This window comes from Leucobacter sp. Ag1 (assembly GCF_000980875.1).
Lineage (GTDB): Bacteria > Actinomycetota > Actinomycetes > Actinomycetales > Microbacteriaceae > Leucobacter > Leucobacter iarius.
The window spans coordinates 1-19,698 of the sequence record NZ_LAYO01000085.1 but is presented as its reverse complement, the minus strand read 5'-3'; the positions used below and the strand labels follow the sequence as shown (position 1 = coordinate 19,698).

Sequence of the window (19,698 nt, the reverse complement as noted above, 5' to 3'; positions counted from 1 at the left end):
TTGAGCGAGCGCTAGCGAGACGAAACCGAGGGCGCCAGCTGCTCCGCCAGGCGGAGCAGCGGCGTCTCCGTGCCCGCCCGTCCGATCAGCTGCACCCCGAACGGGAGCCCGCCCGCGTCGCGACGCATCGGGGCGACGACCGCCGGAAGGCCCGCCACGTTCACCATCGACGTCTGCGGCGCCCACTCGCACTGCAACCGGTAGTCGCCCTCCGGCCCGGCCGCGACGAACGCGCCGACCCGGGGCGCCGCGAACGCGAGCGCGGGCGTCAGGATCGCGTCGTACGCGCCCCACTGCCGCACGCAATCCGCGGCGAACTCGCGCAGCGTGCGCGCCGCACGCGCCAGCCGCTCGGGGGAGGCCCGCCGGGCGCGAGCGAGGAACGCCGCCGCCAGCTCGCCGAGCCGCTCCTCCGCGCCGGGACCGAAATCGATGCGGGCCAGACCCGCCGTCCAGACGTCCGTGAACGCCCCGGGATAGCGCGGATCCGGGATCCAGTCCGCCTCCTCGACGCGGTGACCCGCCTCGCCGAGCCGAGCGACGGCGGCGTCGAGCGCCGCGAGCGCGTCCGGCGAATACGAGACCGGCACCTCGCCCTCGAACGGCGAGCGGAGCGTCACTCCGATGCGCAGACCGCGCAGCTCGTGGGCCCGCCGCACCGCGGCGAGGCTCGGCTCCGCGGTCAGGCCGCGCATCGCGTCGAACAGCAGGGCGGCGTCGGCGGCCGTCCGGGCGATCGGCCCCGACACGGTGAGCCTCGGGGCGCCGATCTCGTCGACGAGTCCGCTCCCGCGATCCGCCGGCACCGCGCCGCGGCCCGGCTTCAGCCCGACGAGACCGCACGCCGCCGAGGGGATCCGGATCGAGCCGCCCCCGTCGCTGCCGACCCCGAGCGGGATCAGGCCCGCGGCGATCGCAGCCGCGGAGCCGCCCGAGGAACCCCCGGGAGTGCGGCTCGGATCGCGCGGGTTGCGGGCGGGCGGTGCGACCAGATTCTCCGAGTATCCGGCGATACCGAACTCGGGCACCTGCGTCTTGCCGAGCGATATCGCCCCAGCTGCGCGGACCGCCGCGGCGACCGGGGAATCGTGCCGCGCGGCGACATGCGGGACCGCGCGGCTGCCGTGGCTCGTCACCGCGCCGCGCACGTCGACCAGGTCCTTGTGCGCGGTCGGCAGGCCGAGCAGCGGCGGCAGGGATCCGCGCTCGTCGCGCGGCGTCGCGGCGATCCGCGCGTGGGCGTCGTGCGCCTCGGCGAGGGCCGCCTCGGGCTGTGCGCTGACGAAGGCGCCGAGCTCGTCTGCGGCGATCCGGTCGAGGGCGTCGTGCACGAGCTCCACCGCGGAGACCTCGCCGCGGCGCAGCGCGTCGCGCAGTTCGAGCGCGGTCGGGTGCGTCGCGGACGGTGCGTGCGTGTCGGCGTTCACGGAGCGAGTCTCTCAGATCGTGCTGCGCGCCGGAGCATCGGTCGAGCGGCTCAGACGGACGTCGAGGTGTCCTGCCCGCGCATCCACGCTTCCACCTCGGCGGGGTCGTCGACGATCCGGTAGTCGGATCGGAACCCGGAGGCGCCGTCGCCGGCCGACTCGAGCCGGAGCACGATGTAGCGGTTCCTGCCGTCGCTCCCGGTGAGGAGCGAGCTGCCCCGCACGGGGGAGTCGCCCGAGATCGATCCCCAACCGTGCGCTTCCGTCAGGAGCGCGCAGACGCCGCCGGAGTTCGTGCGCGCCGCGAAGAACCCGGATCCGCCCGGCAGATCCGCCAGGTGGGTGAGCGAATCGGCATCGATGCCCCCGTCGCACACGTTCGTCGGGTCGCTGGCGATCGCGGCCCGGATGATCTTCTCGCCGCCCGACGTCGGCTGGGTCCAGGCGCCGCCGACGTTGAACGGCAGCGCGAAGACGCCGCCGACGGCGAGCAGCAGTGCGAGGGTCATCGCGACCAGGGGGCCGACGCGGCGCCCGCGGCGCGGAGCCTCCGTCGGGGCGGGGCTCTCGGCGGGGTCCTCGCGCAGCTCCGGGGGCAGCTCGTTCTGCGGCTCGTGGGTCATCTCGGGCCCTTCGTCGTCGGGTGGCGGAGTCGGCCGCCGGATCCCTCCAGCCTACGACCCGCCCCGCCCCACCCCGCCCCGCCCTCCACCCACCCCACCATCCCGTCCGCCCACCCACCCCGGTCGAGTGAGCAGTTGTACACGTTATGCGGCCTCATAACGTGTACAACTGCTCACTCGACGAGCCCGGGAGCGGGGCGGCGCAGGGGTGCGGCGCAGGGGCGGCACGCGCGCACGGGGCGGGGACACAGAAGCAGGCTCACGCCCCGTTGTTGCGAACCGTTCTCAGAAGAGACTATGCTGAGATTCGTTCTCAACAAGCGGCGCGCACCGGCGCGACCCGAACTGGTCAGGAGACCCACTCGATGCGACACTCACGGACTCGCACCCTCGTCACCGCGACGCTCGCGGCCACCCTCGCGGCGGGACTCGCCGCCTCGCTCGTCGGCTGCTCGTCGCCGAGCGCCGAAGCGGGCGGGAGCAAGGCCCCCGACGGGGAGCGCCTCCGGGTCGTCGCGACCACCACGCAGCTCGCCGACTTCACGAAGGAGATCGGCGGCGACGACATCGAGCTCACCGGCCTGCTGAAGCCCGGCGCCTCGGCCCACCACTTCGATCCGAGCCCCGCCGACCTGCTCGCGCTCGGCCGCGCCGATGTGCTCGTGGTCAACGGCGCGGGCCTCGAGACCTTCGTCAGCAGCGCCGTCGAGGCCTCGGGCTTCCACGGCAAGACGGTCACCGCGGCCGACGGCCTCGATCAGGCGACGCTCAAGGCCATCACTGCGGAGGGCGCGGCCGAGGCCGGCGGCGCCGAGACGCACGACCACGCGCACGAGTCGACCGATGCCCACGACCACGCGAGCGCGACCGAGGAGGCCGCCCACGCGCACGCCGACGGCGATGACGACGATCACGATCACGGCGACCTGAACCCCCACATCTGGACCTCCCCCCGCAACGCCGAGGGCATGGTCTCCGAGGTGGCGAAGGGGCTCGCGCAGGCGGATCCCGCGCACAAGGCGGACTACCAGCGCCGCGCCGACGCCTACCTGCTCAAGCTCAAGGGTCTCGACGAGTGGATCACGACTCAGATGGATCGTGTGCCGAAGGCCGAGCGGATCATGGTCACGGGGCACGACTCGCTCCGCTACTACCTGCACGACTACGGGATCGCGTTCGCCGGGTCGATCCTGCCGAGCTTCGAGGACAACGCCGAGCCGAGCGCGGCCGATGTCGACCGCCTCGTCGCGACGATCAAGGAGCGCAAGGTCCGTGCGGTTTTCGTCGAATCGTCCATGAGCCCCGGCCTGGCGCGTACCATCGCCAAGGAGGCCGGCGTCAAGGTCGTCGACGCGGAGTCGCTCTACACCGACTCGCTCGGACCCGCCGGCAGCTCGAGCGCGCAGTACCTCGGCGCCACCGTCCACAACACGCAAACGATCCTCGAGGCCTGGGGCGAGAAGCCAGGCCCGCTCCCGGAGAACCTCAAGTGACCGAAGCCCCAGCAGGAGCGGCGCCCGCCGCGCACGACACCCCCGCGATCCTTCTTCGCGATGCCGCGTTCGGCTACGCCGGACGCACACGGGTGGCGCGCCTCTCCCTCACCGTCGAGCGCGGCTCGGCGGTGGCGCTGATCGGGCCCAACGGCTCGGGCAAGTCCACGCTGCTGCGCGGGATCCTGGGCCTCGCCGACCTCACGGCCGGCGAGGTCCGGGTGCTCGGCGAGGCGCCCGTGCGGGCGCGCCGCCGCATCGGATCGCTGCCGCAGGCCGACCAGCGCGACACCTCGCTGCCGGTCACGCTGCGGCAGGTCGTCGGCATGGGGCTGTACCGCGAGCTCGGCGCCTTCCGGCCGATCGGCCGCGAGGGCCGTCGCCGCATCGACGCCGTGCTCGACCGGGTGGGGCTCGCCCCGTTCGCGCAGCGCCGCTTCGGCGAACTGTCGGGCGGGCAGCAGCAGCGGGGGATCCTGGCCCGCGCGCTCGTCGCGGACCCCGAGATGATCCTGCTCGACGAGCCGTTCAACGGGCTCGACCGCGAGAACCGCGAGACGCTGCTCGCCCTCCTGCGCGAGGTGCGCGCCGAGGGCCGCACCATCATCGTCTCGACCCACGACCTCGAGATCGCGCGCGAGGCGTGCACGCACGCGCTGCTGCTCTCGAGCGGGCACCACCCCGAGGATCCCGGTCACCCGGCCGCCTACGGCACCCTCGACGATGCGCTGACGCTCGAGGCCGTGGCCCACGCGTTCCAGGACACCACCGTGGAGCTCGACCGCCACACCGTCACCACCACCCGCGAGACGGAGTAGCGGTGGACGCCGGACTCATCGAGATCTTCTCGCTGCCCTTCATGGGCCGCGCGCTCGCGACCCTCGCGGTGCTCGCCGTCGCCGCGGGCGTCGTCGGGATCGGGATCAGCTTCCGCGAGCTGGAGTTCGTGAGCGACGGCCTCGTGCACGCCGTGTTCCCCGGGCTCGTGGTCGGCGCCGCGATCGGCGGATCCGACTTCGTGCTGCCCGGCGCGATCATCGCCGCGCTCATCGCGGCCGTGCTGTTCACCCTGCTGGAGCGCGCGGGACGCGTCGGTTCGGACGCCGCCATCGCGGTCGTGCTCACGGGCCTCTTCAGCCTCGGAGTCGTGCTGGTCTCACGGCAGCAGGGGTACGTCTCGCAGCTGGAGGATCTGCTGTTCGGGCGCCTCCTCACCGTGACAGCGGCCCAGCTCTGGCAGGTGACGGTCGTCGCGGTGCTCGCCGTGATCGTGCTCGCCATCGGCTGGCGGGCGCAGCTGTTCCGCGCGTTCGATCCCGAGGGGTTCCGGGCGGCGGGCTTCCGCCCGCTCGTCACCGACCTCACCCTGTCGGTCGCGGTCGCGCTGCTCGTCGTCGCGGGCGTGCAGGCGCTGGGCGTGCTCATGGTGCTCGCGATCCTGACCGTGCCGATGGCCGCGGCGCGCCTCCTCACGGGGCGGCTCGGTCTGCTCGTCCCCATCGCGATCCTCGTGCCGCTGATCGCCGGCGTCGCGGGCCTGTGGCTCTCGTTCGTGTGGTCGGTCGGCGCGGGCGCCACCGTCTCGCCCGGCGCGACGGTCGTGCTCGTGCTCGTCGCGCTCTACGCGCTCGCCGTGGGCTGGCGCCTGCTGCGCGGACGCGCGCCGGGCGCCCGCGCGAAGCGCGCTTCCGATGCGGCGGATCAGGCGGATGCCCCGGCGCCGGTCGGCGCGACCGCCGGGGGCGATGCCGCATGAGCTACTTCGCCCTCGCCGCGATCGAGCTCGCCCTGCTCGGCGTGCTGTCCGGCATCGTCGGCACGCTCATCGTGATGCGCCGCCGCTCGTTCTTCGCGGTCTCGCTCAGCCACGCCACCTTCCCCGGCGGCGTGCTGTTCGCGGTGCTCGGTTGGAACCTGATCCTCGGCCAGGCGCTCTTCGCTCTGCTGCTCGTCGGCATCATGACGCTGCTCGCCCGCGTGCCCGGTCAGGGCCGCCAGGTCGCGAGCGGCATCGTGCTGTCGTTCGGCTTCGCGCTCGGCACGCTGCTCGCGAGCCTCAACACGGGCAACGGCGTCCCGGTCGAGGCGCTGCTCGTGGGGTCGCCGCTCAGCGTCACCGGCTCCGACCTCGTGCGCACCGGCGCCGTGCTCGCCGCGACCCTGCTGCTGCTCGCCGTGTTCGGGCGGCGGATCCTGTTCCACACCTTCGATCCCGTGGGCTTCGCCGCCGCGGGGTTCCGCGCATGGCCGGTCGAGGCGCTCGCGAGCGGGATCATCGCCGCCGGCGTGGTCGCCGCGATGCCCGCGGTCGGCGCGATCCTCGGCGTCGCCCTGCTCGTCGGCCCCGCGGCCGCCGCGCGGATCCTCGCGCCCCGATTCACCTGGATCCCCGGCATCGCCGCGGTGCTCGGCGTCGTCTCGGGCCTCGTCGGCCTGTGGATCTCGCGCGACTTCGGGATCGCCGCCGGCGGCTCCATCGGCCTCGTGGTGGCCGTCGTGTTCCTGCTCGCCGCTGCCGCCGGCCGGCTGCGCGACCGGCTCCGGCTCGGCGCGGAACGCGCGGCCGAGCGAGCGCTCCAGGCGCGCGAGCGCGCGGTCGTGATCCGCGAGGCCGAGACCGGAGCCCCGGACCCGGCGTGCGCGGAGGCCTCCGGGCGTGAGAGCCTGGAGGTGACGAAAGGCGGAGCCGCATGACCGCAGCACCCAAGCGCAACACTTGGCAGCGCGAGGCCGTCCGCGCCGCCCTCGCCGAGGCGCGCGGGTTCGTGAGCGCCCAGGAGCTGCACCAGACGCTGCGCGACCAGGGCTCGACGATCGGCCTCGCCACCGTGTACCGTGCGCTCGCCGGACTCGCGGAGGGCGGCGAGGCCGATTCGCTGCAGTCGCCCGACGGCGAGAACCGCTTCCGCTCCTGCAGCATGCAGGGGCACCATCACCACCTCGTGTGCCGTATCTGCGGCGAGACACGCGAGCTCGAGGCGCGCGTGGTCGAGGAGTGGGCCCAGCGGGTCGGCGCCGAGCACGGCTTCACCGAGATCGACCACGTCGTCGACCTCTACGGCGTCTGCGAGCGCTGCCGCGCCCGCGCCGCCTAGAGTGGCGGCATGATCACCCCGAGCGACGTCGACACCGCCGAGCGCAGCATGTGGCGCTACCGCGCCGCGCTGCCGGAGCTGGCCGGCGCCGCGCCGGTGAGTCTCGGCGAGGGGTGCACGCCGCTCGTCGCCCGCGACTGGGCCGGTGCGTGCCCGCGTTTCAAACTGGAGTGGTTCTCGCCGAGCGGCAGCTTCAAGGATCGCGGCGCGAGCGCGCTCGTCACCGCGCTGCGAGCGGCGGGTGCGACGGCGATCGTCGAGGACAGCTCGGGCAACGGCGGCGCGGCGGTCGCGACGTACGGGGCAGCCGCCGGCCTCGCGGTCACGGTGTTCGCCCCGGCCAGCACCTCGCCCGCGAAGCTCGTGCAGGCGCGCGCGGCGGGCGCCGCGATCGAGCTCGTCGACGGTCCGCGCGAGGCGTCGGAGGCGGCGGCGCTCGCCGCCGTGGCGCGCGGCGATGCGCACGACGCCGGGCACAACCGGCAGGCGGTGTTCCTGCAGGGCACGAAGACCCTCGCCTATGAGCTCTGGGAGGACCTCGGCTTCCGCGCGCCCGACGCGATCGTGCTGCCGGTCGGCGCGGGCAGCAGCCTGCTCGGCTGCGCCTTCGGTTTCGGCGAACTGCTCGAGGCCGGCGCGATCGATCGCCTGCCGCGCCTCTACGCCGCGCAGCCGCTGCACTGCTCGCCCATCGACGCGGCGTTCGCGGAGCCGGGCGCCGAGCGGCCGGTGCTGCCGACCATCGCCGAGGGCACCGCGATCCGCGCACCCGGTCGCCTCGCCGAGATCCTGGTGGCGATCCGCCGGAGCGACGGCGGCACCGTCGCCGTGACGGAGGACGAGATCCGGGCCGCGCACGTCGGGCTCGCGCGCACGGGGCTCTACGCCGAGCCGACGAGCGCCGTCGCGGCGGCCGGGCTCACGCGGCTGCTCGCGCGCGGCGAGATCCGGGCGGAGGAGACGACGGTCGTCGTGCTCACCGGCTCCGGGCTGAAGTCGCCGCTCGCGGGCTGAGCAGCTGCGCCCCGTTTCGTCTACGGTGGCAGCACCCGGTACCCGAATCGTCAGGAGTCCTCATGGCAGCCAAACAGCCCGCGATGTCGCCGTCCGAGATGCCCGTCGCCGAAGTGCTCGATCGCGCGACCGGAGCGCGACGCGTCGAGGCGGATGAGCTGCTCGCGCTCTGCGCGGAGCTGAGCGGGGAGCCGCCGGTCGTGTGGGCGGGGCGCATCATCGGATTCGGGGAGGTCGAGTACCGCTACGACAGCGGTCGCGGCGGTCGGATGCCGCTGCTCGCGTTCGCTCCCGGTGCGACGAAGCACACCGTCTACCTGGTCGACGACTTCGCGGAGCGCTGGCCGGATCTGATGTCGGGGCTCGGACCGCACCGCGCGAGCAAGGTCTGCCTCTATCTCACGCGCTTGACCGGCGTGGACCGCGGAGTGCTGCGCGAACTCCTCGAACGCTCGCTCGCCGAGTCCCTTCCCGGCGAGGACTGAGCACGCTCGAGCGGATCGTCACCGCCGAACGGGCGGTGATCCACAGGAGACCGCCGACTACTCCCGCGGCTCGATCCGCACCCAGCCGGGGTGCTTCGCCGTGCGGCCGTCGCCGCTCGACCGGCCCGTGAGGCGGCGCTGGATCCACGGCAGCACGTGCTCGCGGGTGTAGCGGAGCTGCTCGCGCCGGGTCGGTGCGGGCTTCGGGTCCGCGTCGATCACCCAGTCGGCGGGCGCCGCGTAGCCCAGTGCGCGCAGCACGTTGCTCGCGACGCGGTGGTGCCCGACCGGCGCGAGGTGCAGCCGGTCCGGCGACCAGTACTCGCGGCGCGCGAGCACGGGATCGCTCCAGTTGTCGCAGAACCGCACCCCGAGCTGCCCGGCCAGCGCGCCCGCCTCGCGGGTCAGCTCGTCGCCCTTCGCCCGCACGCGCCCACCGCTCGGCAGACCCGCGGTGGGGTTGGCGCCGGCGAGCAGCAGCGGAGCGGCGTCGGTCTCGAGGATCCGTCTCAGCGCGCTGCCGGTGCGCTCCAGGATCCACGGGAGGTCGGTGCCGGGCCGCAGCATGTCGTTGCCGCCGCCGTTGAAGCTCACGAGCGTCGGGCCGAGCGCGAGCGCGGGTTCCAGCTGCTCGTCGATGATGGGCCCGAGCAGGCGCCCGCGGATCGCGAGGTTCGCGTACTCGATCGGGCGTCCCGCTGCATCGGCGAGGCCCTGCGCCACGAGGTCGGCCCAGCCGCGCACCGAGCCGTCGGGCTGCTCGTCGCCCACGCCCTCGGTGAAGCTGTCGCCGATCGCGACGTAGCGGATCGGGGCGTCGGCGGGGAACAGCGGGGCGGGAGCGTCGTCGATCGGAGGCACCTCGCCAGCCTACGCCCGGCCGCCGGAGCGCGCGCTCGTCGGCATGCGCCCGCCCGTATGCTGATCCCGTGGCATCGAAGCTCCCCCGGATCCCGCCCGATCGCGACCTCTCCATCGACGCGGTGCGCGCGCTCTGCCTGCCCGTCGTCGTGCTGCTGCACGCCCTGCAGATGGGGATCTCCGGCGATCCGCTGCGGGCCTCGAACGCGCTCGCGCACTGGCAGCCGCTCGTCTGGATCACCTGGGTCGGCATGATCATGCCCACCTTCTTCATCGCGGGCGGCTTCGCCGGGATCACGACCTGGCGCAGGCTCCGCGCGAGCGGCGGCACCGCGGGCGAGTACCTGCGGATCCGCGCGCTGCGGCTCGCCCGACCCGTGCTGCCGGCGATGCTCGCGGTGCTGGCCGTGCTCGGCGTCCTCGCGCTCTGCGGCGTGGATCCCGAGTTCCTGCGCACCTTCGCGTTCCGGCTCGCAGAGCCGCTCTGGTTCATCGCCGTCTACGCGATCTGCACCGCGTTCGTGCCGCTCATGGCGAAACTGCACCGCCTGGCGGCCTGGCCGACGTACTTCGGACTCGCGGGCGCCGCGGTCGCCGTCGACCTGCTCAGCCGCTTCGCCGGCGTGCCGGTCGCCGCCCTCAACTGGCTGTTCGTGTGGCTGTTCGTGCAGCAGCTCGGCTTCGGCGTGCGCGACGGCTGGTACGCGAAGCGCCCGCGCTGGCTGCTCGTCGTGCTCGCTGCCGCAGCCTACGGGCTCATGTGCGTCGCGGTGTTCGGGCTGGGCTACTCGCCCGACATGCTCGCCAACCTGAACCCGCCGACCGTGCTCCTCCTGCTGCTCGGCCTGGCGCAGGTGTACCTCTTCACCCTGCTGCAGCCGCTGATCCGCGCGGTGGTGCGCCGTAGGCGCGTGCTGCTCGTCGTCGGCGCGCTCGGCGTCTTCGGCATGACGATCTACCTGTGGCACACGGTCGCGATGGGCGTCGTGGTCGGGATCCTGCTGGCCGTCGGGCTGCCGTTCCCCGAACCGCTCACGGGCGTCTGGTGGCTGACGCGCGTGCCCTGGATCCTCGCGATCGCGGCCGTGATCGCCGTGCTCTGCCCGCTCGTGGCCCGGATCGAGCGGCTCTGGCCGAAGGAGCGTCCGGGGCCGATGCGCCTGTGGGCGGCGATCCTCGCGACCGTGCTGCTCGTGGTCGCGGTCGGCTGGGTGCTCACCCAGGGATACCTCGCGCCGGGCACCGCCGGAGCCGTGATCGCGCTCGCCGCCGCCATCGCCTGGCTGACGGCCGGGCGGCCCGCGAGGAGGTGAATCGTGCGACGTCGAATCCTGCTGCTCGTACTCCCGGCCGTCAGCGTCGGGGTCGTGATGACGGGGGTGCTGCTCTCGATCATCGGGGCCTTCCTCGACGCCCCGTGGAGCATCATCTACGCCTTCTTCTACCTGCTGGTCCCGTGCTTCGCCCTCAGCATCGTCGCCGGGCTGCTGTCGGCCCTGGGCGCGTTCGTCGGTCAGTGGAGCAGCGGCGGTCGAACCGGGTCGGGAGGACTCCCGGCTCCGGATCGGGCGCTGCCGCTGAGCCTCGGCGCCGGTCTTGGCGGCCTCATCGGCGGACTGCCTCTCTGTGTCTTCCTGTGCTGGGTGTACCAGAGCAGTGCGATCATCGTCGCGCTGATCCTGCTCGGCGTCTGCGTGCTCGCCGTGCTGCTCGGCGGGGTCGCGTGGCTGGTGGTGCGGCCGCGCAGATCAGGCTTGCGGCCGACGCGATCCTGATCTAAGCTTGATCTTTGGCTGTGCGAACTCCCTTCGCGCAGACCGCACGGGGGCGATCCGGGGCTTCGGCTCAGGTGATGTCCCGTGCAGACAAGAGATCTTGGGTGGGGCCGTCCGGCTCCACGGTACTGAGAGGAATCACCATGGCAGCAGTGTGCCAGGTGACCGGCGCCGTTCCCGGCTTCGGTCACAACATTTCGCACTCGCACCGTCGTACCAAGCGTCGGTTCGATCCGAACATCCAGAAGAAGACCTACTTCGTGCCCTCGCTGGGCCGCAAGGTGACGCTCACCCTGTCCGCCAAGGGCATCAAGGTGATCGACGCTCGTGGCATCGAGGCCGTCGTTGCTGATCTGCAGAAGCGTGGGGTGAAGCTCTAATGGCAAAAGATAAGGACGTCCGTCCGATCATCAAGCTCCGTTCGACGGCTGGCACCGGGTTCACCTACGTGACCCGCAAGAACCGTCGCAACACCCCCGACCGCCTCGTGCTCAAGAAGTACGATCCGGTGGTTCGCAAGCACGTCGAGTTCCGAGAGGAGCGTTAATCATGGCCAAGAAGAGCATGATTGCGAAGAACAAGCAGCGCCAGGCGATCGTCAACCGCTACGCGGAGAAGCGCGCCGAGCTGAAGAAGGCCCTCGTGGACCCGAACGGGACCGACGAGAGCCGCGAGGCCGCTCGCGTGGGCCTGCAGAAGCTGCCCCGCAACGCTTCGCCGGTGCGCGTGCGCAGCCGCGACGTCATCGACGGCCGCCCCCGTGGCGTCCTGTCGAAGTACGGCGTCTCGCGTGTCCGCTTCCGCGACATGGCGCACCGTGGCGAGCTGCCCGGCATCACCAAGTCGAGCTGGTAAGCACCCGCTTCTGAACGAAGGGCCCGGATCCGAGAGGATCCGGGCCCTTCGTCGTTCTCGGGTACGGTTCTCGCGGACGCGCGTGAGCGCCTCCGAACGGTGCTCGGGAGGGGCCGGGGCGATCCCGAGACCCCGATTCGGGGTGATCTCAGCGTCCTCGAAGGGGCGAATCGCGGGAAATTCACCGAAATACCGCGGTTTTTGTCGCGGTGTGGGGTAGATTCGGACGCGATCAACCGATCGATCCCCATATCGGGGAACTTGCACACGATCAGAGGTCCGCACCCGGCGGCCCTGGGAGGACAGGACATGTCACTGAACAAGACTGAGCTCGTTGCCAAGATCGCTGCCGAGACCGGCCAGAGCCAGGCCGCCGTTGCCAGCGTCGTCGACGGGCTGTTCGCTGCGGTTTCCGAGACCGTCGCCGACGGCGGCAAGGTCTCGATCCCCGGCTGGATCTCGTTCGAGACCGCGACCACCGCTGCCCGCACGGGCCGCAACCCCCGCACCGGCGAGTCGATCGCGATCCCCGCTGGCAAGCGCGTCAAGGTGTCGGTCGGCAGCAAGCTGAAGGCAGCCGTCAAGTAAGTACGGCCTCGAAGAAGCCCCCGGCCTCCGGCCGGGGGCTTCTTCGCATCTGGGCCGCGTAGGCTGGTGCGGTGCCCCGTAATCTGCGCGTGATCGCCCCTGCCGTGCTGCTCGCCGTCGCCCTCGTGACGCTGTTCATCGGACTGAGCATCGGCGGCGGCGCCGACGAACGCACCCTGCTCGACCCGGGCGCCGTCGTGCGCTACGGCCTGCCGATCTCGCGCACCATCGTCAACATCGCCTGCGCCGGCCTCATCGGGGCCGTGGTCACGGCCGTCTGGTCGCTCACCCCGGGCAAGCCCGAGCAGCGCGTCGCGCTCGACTTCGCGGCCGCATCGGGCGCGGTCCTCACCGTCGCCTCCGCAGCGACCCTCCTCTTCGCCTACGTCGATGTCTCGGGCAAGGCGTTCTCGACCGATGCGAGCTTCGGCGCGGGCCTCGCCCAGTTCGTCACCGAGATCGAGCTGGGCCGCCTCTGGCTCATCGAGCTGCTGCTCGCCGCCGCGACCACGGTCATGTGCTTCGCGATCCGCGAGCGCCGCATGCAGCTGATCGTGCTGGTCGCCGCGCTCAGCACCACTCTCCCCTTCGCCTTCCAGGGCCACGCCGCGGGCGCGTCGGGGCACGCGCTCGCCGTCAACTCGCTGCTGGTGCACCTGCTTGGCGCGGCGGTCTGGCTCGGCGGGCTCCTCACGCTCCTGATCCTCGCGCGGACGGTCGACAAGCAGCGGCTCTCCGACCTCGTGCGCCGCTACTCGCCGCTCGCGCTCTTCGCCTTCGTCGGCGTCGCCGCGTCCGGTGTCGTGAGCGCCTGGGTGCGTCTCGGCAGCCTCGACGCGCTGCTGAACACCGGCTACGGCCAGCTCGTGCTGCTGAAGACCCTCGCCCTGATCCTGCTCGGCGGTTTCGGCGCGATCCAGCGCGAGCGACTGATCCCGCGCATCGCCGGTCCGAACGGCGGCCGCGTCTTCGCCTGGTTCGCGGTCGCCGAGCTCGCGGTGATGGGCTTCGCGAGCGGTATCGCCGCCGCGCTCGGCCGCACCGCGCCGCCCGTGTCGCAGGAGCCGGTGCGCGACGCCGACACGCTGCTGCCCCCGGCCGAGTGGCTGACCGGCGACAAACTGCCGCCCGAGTTCACCCCGCTGAGCTATTTCACGGCCTGGAAGTTCGACCTCGCCTGGGTGCTCGTCTGCGTGTTCGCGGCCGCGCTCTACCTGGCCGGTGTCTGGCGGCTGAGGCGCCGTGGTGACCGCTGGTCGATCGGGCGGACGCTCGCCTGGCTCGCGGGTCTCGCGATGCTGTTCTACACCACCAACGGCGCGTTCAACGCCTACGAGCAGACGCTGTTCAGCGTGCACATGCTCGGGCACATGATGCTGACGATGCTGATCCCGCTCGTGCTCGTGCTCGGCGCACCGGTGACGCTCGCGCTGCGCGCGACCGAGAAGCGCGACGACGGCTCGTGGGGCGGTCGCGAGTGGATCATGTGGATGGTGCAGACGCCGTACTCGAAGATCATCACACACCCGGCGGTCGCCGCGGTGGTGTTCGCGGGCTCGCTCTGGATCTTCTACTTCACGCCCGTGTTCCGCTGGGCCATGACCGAGCATCTCGGACACCAGTGGATGATCATCCACTTCCTCATCTCGGGCTACCTGTTCAGCCTCTCGATGGTCGGCATCGATCCCGTGCCCTACCGGTTCCCGTACCCGCTGCGCCTCGTCACGCTGTTCGCCACGATGGCGTCGCACGCCTTCTTCGGCGTGACCATCATGACGGGCAACGGGCTGATGCTGGCCGACTGGTTCGGCGCGATGGGGCGCACCTGGGGCGCGCCTCCGCTCGAGGATCAGAACCTGGGCGGCGGCATCGCCTGGGGCATCGGCGAGCTGCCGACGCTCGCGCTCGCGCTCGTGGTCACCGTGCAGTGGTCGCGCAGCGACGCCCGCGAGCAGAAGCGCCGGGACCGTGCGGCGGATCGTTCGGGCGAGGCCGAGCTCCTTGAGTACAACGCGATGCTCGCGGCCCAGGCGGAGCGCGACGCGCGCTCCGCGCGGAAGCGGTAGCGGCCCCGGGGCGGGCCCAGCGGATCCGGGATCCGGTCGGGGTGCCTCTGCGGGGCTACTGCCCCGGCGAGCCCTCCGCGGTGACGGTGACGTCGGTGCGGTGGAAGTTCTGGAACGAGCGCGACGCGGTCGGGCCGCGCTGGCCGAGGTAGCGCGAGTAGGTCGCGCCGGCGCCGTAGGGCCGATCGGCGGGCGACGACAGCTTGAAGAAGCAGAGCTGACCGATCTTCATGCCGGGCCACAGGCGGATCGGCAGGGTGGCGACGTTCGACAGCTCGAGCGTGACGTGCCCCTCGAAGCCGGGGTCGATGAAGCCGGCCGTCGAGTGGGTGAGCAGGCCGAGGCGGCCGAGCGAGCTCTTCCCCTCGAGCCGGGCCGCGATGTCGTCGGGCAGCGAGACCTTCTCGAAGGTGGATCCGAGCACGAACTCGCCCGGGTGCAGGATGAAGCCCTCGGCGGGGTCGACCTCGATGAGCCGGGTCAGTTCGGGCTGCTCCTCGGCCGGGTCGATGACCGCGTACTTGTGGTTGTCGAAGAGCCGGAAGTAGCGGTCGAGCCGCACGTCGACGCTCGACGGCTGCACCATCGACGCTTCGCTCGGCGCGAGCCCGATGCGGCCGGAGGCGAGTTCGGAGTTGATATCGCGATCTGAGAGCAGCACGGGAACGATCCTACCGTCGGGATCGTTCCCGTGCCGTGCTCCGGGTGGCCCTCAGCCCTGCAGGTCCGCCATGATCTCGCCGAACTTCGCGCGGATCCCCTCCTCGTTCCACGACCACACGTCGTCTCCGCGGAGCACGGCGTCCGCGCCGCCGTCGCAGTAGATGGTCTGGCCGCAGCAGTGGGTGTTCTCGACGGAGGTGAGCCAGAGCAGCAGGTCGGCGATGCTCTCGGGACCCTGGTGCCCGTGGAGCGGCATGGGGACGACCGCGTCGACGAGCGCGGATCCCTCCGGGGTCGAGAGCAGTTCGGCGGTCATCGGGGTGACGACGGTGCCCGGGCCGACCGCGTTGAGCGGGATCCCGGAGCCCGCCCAGCGGGCGCCCGGAGCCTCGCGGCGCACCCATCGCGAGATGGCCTGCTTCGAGGAGGAGTAGATGAGGTTACCGGTCTCGGGATCCTGTTCGAGCTGTGCGGCGATCGCGAGCGCGGCGGCCTCGTCGTCTGAGAGCAGGGCGTCGACGAGAGGCGGCGCCACCGGCTGCAGCGACGCCATCGACGAGATCAGCGCCGCACGGGGCGCGGCGGCACGGATGAGCGCCGGCTGCATGGCCTCCAGGAACTCGGTCATGCCGAAGTAGTTGACGGCGGCGGTGACGACCTTGGGGAGCGAGAGGCCGGCGCAGGCGATGACGGCGTCGACCGTGCCCCCGGCGAGACGCGTCGCCTCCTCGGCCGCGGCGAGCCGGCCCTCGCGGGTCGAGAGGTCGCCCGCGACCTCGACGTCGCGCAGGTCGACCCCGATGACGGTGTCGCCGCGATCGCGGAGCTGCTGCGCGGTCAGGCGTCCGATGCCGGATGCGGCTCCGGTGACGACGAAGGTGCGTGCCATGGTGATTCCCTCATTCCTCTCGGTTCCCCGGTGCGGGGTCGGGGCGGAGGAGCCCGCCCACGAAGCGGTGCAGCAGCGCGCCGAGCGCGCGCACGTCGGCCGGATCCCAGTCGGCGGTGGCGGCGTCGACCATGCCGACGCCCGCCGAGAAGAGCCGGCGGTAGACGTCCTCGCCCGTCTCGGTGAGTTCGACGGTGGCGGCGCGGCGGTCGGCGGGATCGCGGCGGCGCTCCGCCAGTCCGGCCTCGGTCAGCCGGGCGACGAGTTTGGAGGCGGACGGGCGCGTGAGGTGCAGCTCGTCGGCGAGGACGCTGGGCCGTGCGCCGCCGCCCGCGACGCCGAGCAGGTAGACCGCGCGGACCGCGACGGGATCGAGGGAGACGCCGCACTCGGCGGTGATGCGCCGCTGCAGCTCGAGCGAGGACCAGCGCGACATGAGCCGGGTGAGTTCGCCCAGCAGGGCGGCGTGCGGGTGCGCGGGGTCCGAGGTCATGCCTCGACCCTACGCTCAGTGGTTGCCTGAGGCAACTAGTTGGGCGGCTGCTCCGCGTCCGATCCGTCGGCAGCGGCGGCCGGCTCGGTGATCGCGAAGAGCAGGTCGGCCGTGTGTCGCCCGAACGTGGTCAGCCCGTCGGGGGCGTCCGGTCCCTGCAGCGCGGACGCCCGCATCGCCCGCTCGAAGAAGTCGGTGAGGATCCCGAGCGCCCGTTCGATCGGGAGCACGAAGCGGCGCCCGGCGGCGCCGACCAGGCGCTCGATCACGGGTGCCATCTCGGCGCACACCTCGACCGAGAACTGCACGTGGCGCGGCGCGAGTTCGGGATCGCGCAGCGCGAGCAGCAGGAACTCGGTCTCGAGCACGTACCAGGTGGTCGCCTCCTCGCCGGTCTGCAGGAAGTCGGCAAAGAACTCGGTGACGAACGCGGCGAGGTCGTCGCGGTCGAGGGTGCAGCTGCGCTGGCGCAGCTCGGGCATCGAGCGCTCGGCCGCCGCCTCGAGCGATTCGAGACGCTTGCGCAGTTCCTGGCTCAGCAGCTCGAGGAACAGCTCCTCCTTGGTCGAGAAGTTCGAGTAGAAGGCGCCGCGGGTGAATCCGGCGCGCTGGCAGATCTGCTCGACGGACGCGGCCCCGAGGCCGACCTCGGCGAACACCTCGAACGCCGCGGCGAGCAGGCGCGCGCGGGTCTCCCGGCGGCGGGGGCTGGTCGCGGTGGACTCGTCCTCACGGTCTGCGGTGCGCATGCTCACATCCTCTCAGGGCGCGGGCCGCGGCCCGGCGTTCAGGCGGCTCGAAGCCGATGTGGATACAGTACTGTATCGAAACCGATACACTCCTGTATCGAAACCGCTTCGCGATCCTCACGGAAGGACGCCATGTCGTCGATGCTCTACGCGCTCGGGCGCTTCGCCGCCCGCGCGCGCACCCTCATGCTGCTGCTCTGGATCGCGGTGCTCGCCGTGCTCGGCACGGGGGCCGCCGTCTTCGGGCAGGGCGCCAACGCGCCCATCACGATCCCCGGCACCGAGTCGCAGCAGGCGCTCGACTCGCTCGCCCGCACCTTCCCCCAGGTCAGCGGCACGAGCGCCCAGATCATCGTGGTCGCGAAGGACGGGCAGCGCGTCGACGAGCAGCCCTACCGCGGCGAGATCGAGCGGGCCGCGAAGGCGCTCGAGGGTGTGGACGACGTCAACGCCGTGCAGACCCCCTTCGGGCAGGTCGCGGCGGGCCTCGCGAAGGACGGCAGCGCCGCGCTCATCACCGTGCAGCTGAAGGGCACCGCGAGCGAGGTGCCGAAGGCCACGCTCGACGAGGTGAAGCACGCGAGCGACGCGCTCGCGAAGGAGCTGCCGAGCGGCGCGAAGGCCTCCTACGGCGGCGAGGTGTTCAACATGTCGGTGCCGGGCATCAGCCCCACCGAGGCCGTCGGCGTGGTCGTCGCCTTCGTCGTGCTGATCCTCACTCTCGGATCCCTGCTCGCCGCGGGCATGCCGCTCCTCATCGCGATCCTCGGCGTCGGCGTCGCGATGGCGGGCATCATCTTCACCACGGCGTTCGTGCCGCTCACCTCGACCACGCCCATGCTCGCGCTCATGCTCGGCCTCGCCGTCGGCATCGACTACACGCTGTTCATCGTGAGCCGGCACCAGGAGCAGCTGCGCGCCGGCCTCGACGTGCGCGAGTCCATCGCGCGCGCCACCGCGACCTCCGGCTCCGCCGTGGTCTTCGCCGGGCTCACCGTGATCATCGCGCTCGTCGGGCTCAGCGTCGCGGGCATCCCGTTCCTCACCGCCCTCGGCGTCGCCGCGGCCGCGGCGGTCGCCATCGCCGTGCTCATCTCGGTCACGCTCACGCCCGCGATCCTCAGCATGGCGGGCGAGCGTATCCTGCCACGCAAGCAGCGGAAGCAGCGCGCGGCGCTCGTGACGGGCGGGGATCCTGCGACTCGCGAGCTCGCGCAGGATGACGGGGACCGTGTCCCGCAGGATGACGGGGGCCGCCCGACCGGCGCGGACGCGCACGGCGCCGCTCCCGCGGTGCCGAAGACCCGGGCCGAACGATTCTTCGGCGGCTGGGTGCGCCTCGCGACCCGGAAGCCCATCATCACTATCGTGGCGGTGCTGCTCGCGGTCGGCGCCGCGGCGATCCCCGCGCTCGACCTGCGGCTCGCCCTGCCCGACGCCACCGCGCTGCCGGCCAATGACCCGGCCCGCATCACCTCCGAGCTCACCTCCGAGCACTTCGGCGCCGGCGCGACCGGACCGCTCGTCCTCACCGGATCCATCGTCGCGAGCAACGACCCGGTCGGGCTCATGAACGCCCTCGCCGCCGAGGTGCGCAAGGTGCCCGGCGTCGCCGAGGTGCCCCTGGCCACGCCGAACGCGACCGCCGACACCGGCATCATCCAGGTGGTGCCCGAGGCCGGTCCGCACGCCGAGAGCACCGCGAAGCTCGTCGACGCGCTCCGCGCGAAGCACGACGCGTGGGAGCAGAAGTACGGCGTCAGCCTCGCCGTCACGGGCTTCACCGCCGTCGCCATCGACGTCTCCAACCTGCTCGCGCAGGCGCTGCTGCCCTTCGCCGTGCTCGTGGTCGGCCTCTCGCTGATCCTGCTGGCCATGGTGTTCCGCTCCGTCTGGGTACCGATCAAGGCGACGCTCGGCTACCTGCTCTCGGTCGGCGCGGCGTTCGGCGCGGTCGTCGCCGTGTTCCAGTGGGGCTGGTTCGCCGATGTCCTGCACGTCCCGACCACCGGTCCCGTGCTGAGCTTCATGCCGATCATCCTCATGGGTGTGCTCTTCGGTCTCGCCATGGACTACGAGGTGTTCCTCGTCTCCCGCATCCGCGAGGAGGTCGTGCACGGCGCCGACGCGCAGACCGCGATCCGCACCGGCTTCGTGGGCTCGGCCCGCGTCGTCACCGCCGCCGCGATCATCATGTTCGCCGTGTTCGCGGCCTTCGTGCCGGAGGGCGACGCGAGCATCAAGGTGATCGCGCTCGGACTCGCGGTCGGCGTCTTCGTCGACGCGTTCCTCGTGCGCATGACCCTCGTCCCCGCGGTGCTCGCCCTGCTCGGCGATCGCGCCTGGCGCATGCCCCGCTGGCTGTCGCGCGTGCTGCCCGTGTTCGACGTCGAGGGCGAGGGGCTCGCCCGCGAGCTCGCGCACGAGAACTGGCCGCCCGACCAGCCCGACGCCCGGATCGCGGGCGACGAGCTGCTGCTGCGCGGCGGCGCCCGCGTCGCGAGCCTGCGCGTCGGGCCCGGCGAGGCGCTGCGCATCGACCCGAAGCAGCCCGGCGGAATCGCGCTCGCCGAAGCGCTGAGCGGCCGGTCCCGCATCGTCGCGGGCACCCTGCGCGTCGCC

The 19,698-nt window shown here is 72.3% G+C and carries 22 protein-coding genes; 15 read left to right on the top strand and 7 right to left on the bottom strand.

What is annotated here, in order from left to right; translation table 11 throughout:
• Window positions 1–11: 11 nt before the first annotated feature.
• Both XM48_RS05800 and XM48_RS05795 read right to left on the bottom strand, forming a co-directional pair.
• The gene (locus XM48_RS05800; protein WP_046454857.1) at window positions 12–1,427 is read right to left on the bottom strand and encodes an amidase; all 1,416 of its coding nucleotides are present in this window, start codon (window positions 1,425–1,427) and stop codon (window positions 12–14) included.
• Window positions 1,428–1,477: 50 nt separating this feature from the next.
• A complete protein-coding gene (locus tag XM48_RS05795; RefSeq protein ID WP_046454856.1) occupies window positions 1,478–2,050 on the bottom strand; it encodes a hypothetical protein in 573 nt (190 codons plus the stop codon).
• A 365-nt stretch (window positions 2,051–2,415) separates the two neighbouring features.
• On the opposite strand from XM48_RS05795, the gene XM48_RS05790 reads away from it, so the two are divergent.
• The 7 genes from XM48_RS05790 to XM48_RS05760 all read left to right on the top strand — a co-directional run bounded on the left by XM48_RS05790 (window position 2,416) and on the right by XM48_RS05760 (window position 8,137).
• The gene (locus XM48_RS05790; RefSeq protein WP_046454855.1) at window positions 2,416–3,543 is read left to right on the top strand and encodes a metal ABC transporter substrate-binding protein; all 1,128 of its coding nucleotides are present in this window, start codon (window positions 2,416–2,418) and stop codon (window positions 3,541–3,543) included.
• Window positions 3,540–4,361: a metal ABC transporter ATP-binding protein gene (locus tag XM48_RS05785; RefSeq protein ID WP_046454854.1), complete on the top strand. Its 822-nt coding sequence runs from the start codon at window positions 3,540–3,542 to the stop codon at window positions 4,359–4,361. Before XM48_RS05790 ends, XM48_RS05785 begins: the two co-directional genes overlap by 4 nt.
• 2 nt (window positions 4,362–4,363) lie before the next feature.
• A complete protein-coding gene (locus tag XM48_RS05780) occupies window positions 4,364–5,299 on the top strand; it encodes a metal ABC transporter permease (RefSeq protein ID WP_231580817.1) in 936 nt (311 codons plus the stop codon).
• Window positions 5,296–6,237: a metal ABC transporter permease gene (locus XM48_RS05775; RefSeq protein WP_084821022.1), complete on the top strand. Its 942-nt coding sequence runs from the start codon at window positions 5,296–5,298 to the stop codon at window positions 6,235–6,237. The genes XM48_RS05780 and XM48_RS05775 overlap by 4 nt, the downstream gene beginning before the upstream one ends.
• On the top strand, window positions 6,234–6,638 hold the full coding sequence (locus XM48_RS05770) for a Fur family transcriptional regulator (RefSeq protein WP_046454853.1): 405 nt from the start codon (window positions 6,234–6,236) through the stop codon (window positions 6,636–6,638). The genes XM48_RS05775 and XM48_RS05770 overlap by 4 nt, the downstream gene beginning before the upstream one ends.
• A 9-nt stretch (window positions 6,639–6,647) precedes the next feature.
• Entirely contained in the window at window positions 6,648–7,652 is a 1,005-nt protein-coding gene (locus XM48_RS05765; protein ID WP_052961324.1) for a pyridoxal-phosphate dependent enzyme, read from the top strand.
• Between the two features lie 62 nt (window positions 7,653–7,714).
• Window positions 7,715–8,137 (top strand): DUF1801 domain-containing protein, encoded by a 423-nt coding sequence (locus tag XM48_RS05760; RefSeq protein ID WP_046454852.1) that lies wholly within the window; start codon window positions 7,715–7,717, stop codon window positions 8,135–8,137.
• A gap of 57 nt (window positions 8,138–8,194) precedes the next feature.
• On the opposite strand, the gene XM48_RS05755 is transcribed toward XM48_RS05760, so the two are convergent.
• Window positions 8,195–8,998, bottom strand: a complete 804-nt coding sequence (locus XM48_RS05755) for an SGNH/GDSL hydrolase family protein (protein WP_231580816.1) — start codon at window positions 8,996–8,998, stop codon at window positions 8,195–8,197.
• 68 nt (window positions 8,999–9,066) lie between these two features.
• Here XM48_RS05755 and XM48_RS05750 point away from each other — a divergent pair, with 68 nt between their 5' ends.
• The 7 genes from XM48_RS05750 (at window position 9,067) to XM48_RS05720 (ending at window position 14,282) form a co-directional block, all read left to right on the top strand.
• A complete protein-coding gene (locus XM48_RS05750) occupies window positions 9,067–10,311 on the top strand; it encodes an acyltransferase (RefSeq protein ID WP_052961323.1) in 1,245 nt (414 codons plus the stop codon).
• A gap of 3 nt (window positions 10,312–10,314) precedes the next feature.
• On the top strand, window positions 10,315–10,773 hold the full coding sequence (locus XM48_RS05745) for a hypothetical protein (protein ID WP_046454851.1): 459 nt from the start codon (window positions 10,315–10,317) through the stop codon (window positions 10,771–10,773).
• A 143-nt stretch (window positions 10,774–10,916) separates the two neighbouring features.
• Complete coding sequence (rpmB, locus tag XM48_RS05740; protein ID WP_046454850.1) at window positions 10,917–11,153, top strand: 50S ribosomal protein L28; 237 nt, start codon at window positions 10,917–10,919, stop codon at window positions 11,151–11,153.
• Window positions 11,153–11,320: a 50S ribosomal protein L33 gene (gene rpmG, locus XM48_RS05735; RefSeq protein WP_046454849.1), complete on the top strand. Its 168-nt coding sequence runs from the start codon at window positions 11,153–11,155 to the stop codon at window positions 11,318–11,320. Before rpmB ends, rpmG begins: the two co-directional genes overlap by 1 nt.
• A gap of 2 nt (window positions 11,321–11,322) precedes the next feature.
• Window positions 11,323–11,628 carry a 30S ribosomal protein S14 gene (gene rpsN, locus XM48_RS05730; protein ID WP_046454848.1) on the top strand — a complete coding sequence of 102 codons (306 nt, stop codon included), beginning with the start codon at window positions 11,323–11,325 and terminating at the stop codon, window positions 11,626–11,628.
• 309 nt (window positions 11,629–11,937) lie between these two features.
• Entirely contained in the window at window positions 11,938–12,216 is a 279-nt protein-coding gene (locus XM48_RS05725) for an HU family DNA-binding protein (RefSeq protein WP_046454847.1), read from the top strand.
• Between the two features lie 71 nt (window positions 12,217–12,287).
• Window positions 12,288–14,282, top strand: a complete 1,995-nt coding sequence (locus XM48_RS05720; RefSeq protein ID WP_197074154.1) for a cytochrome c oxidase assembly protein — start codon at window positions 12,288–12,290, stop codon at window positions 14,280–14,282.
• A 55-nt stretch (window positions 14,283–14,337) separates the two neighbouring features.
• Here the strand turns inward: XM48_RS05720 and dcd are convergent, their stop codons facing one another.
• From dcd to XM48_RS05700, 4 genes are read right to left on the bottom strand one after another with little or no spacing between them, the layout of a single operon-like run.
• Window positions 14,338–14,943: a dCTP deaminase gene (gene dcd / locus XM48_RS05715; protein ID WP_046454845.1), complete on the bottom strand. Its 606-nt coding sequence runs from the start codon at window positions 14,941–14,943 to the stop codon at window positions 14,338–14,340.
• Window positions 14,944–14,994: 51 nt separating this feature from the next.
• Window positions 14,995–15,834, bottom strand: coding sequence for an SDR family oxidoreductase (locus XM48_RS05710; protein WP_046454844.1), 840 nt, complete (start codon window positions 15,832–15,834; stop codon window positions 14,995–14,997).
• A gap of 10 nt (window positions 15,835–15,844) precedes the next feature.
• Window positions 15,845–16,327 carry a MarR family winged helix-turn-helix transcriptional regulator gene (locus XM48_RS05705; protein WP_046454843.1) on the bottom strand — a complete coding sequence of 161 codons (483 nt, stop codon included), beginning with the start codon at window positions 16,325–16,327 and terminating at the stop codon, window positions 15,845–15,847.
• A gap of 35 nt (window positions 16,328–16,362) precedes the next feature.
• The gene (locus tag XM48_RS05700) at window positions 16,363–17,076 is read right to left on the bottom strand and encodes a TetR/AcrR family transcriptional regulator (RefSeq protein WP_046454842.1); all 714 of its coding nucleotides are present in this window, start codon (window positions 17,074–17,076) and stop codon (window positions 16,363–16,365) included.
• 132 nt (window positions 17,077–17,208) lie between these two features.
• Here XM48_RS05700 and XM48_RS05695 point away from each other — a divergent pair.
• A partial coding sequence (locus XM48_RS05695) for an MMPL family transporter (protein ID WP_052961322.1) occupies window positions 17,209–19,698 on the top strand: 2,490 nt, incomplete at its 3' end.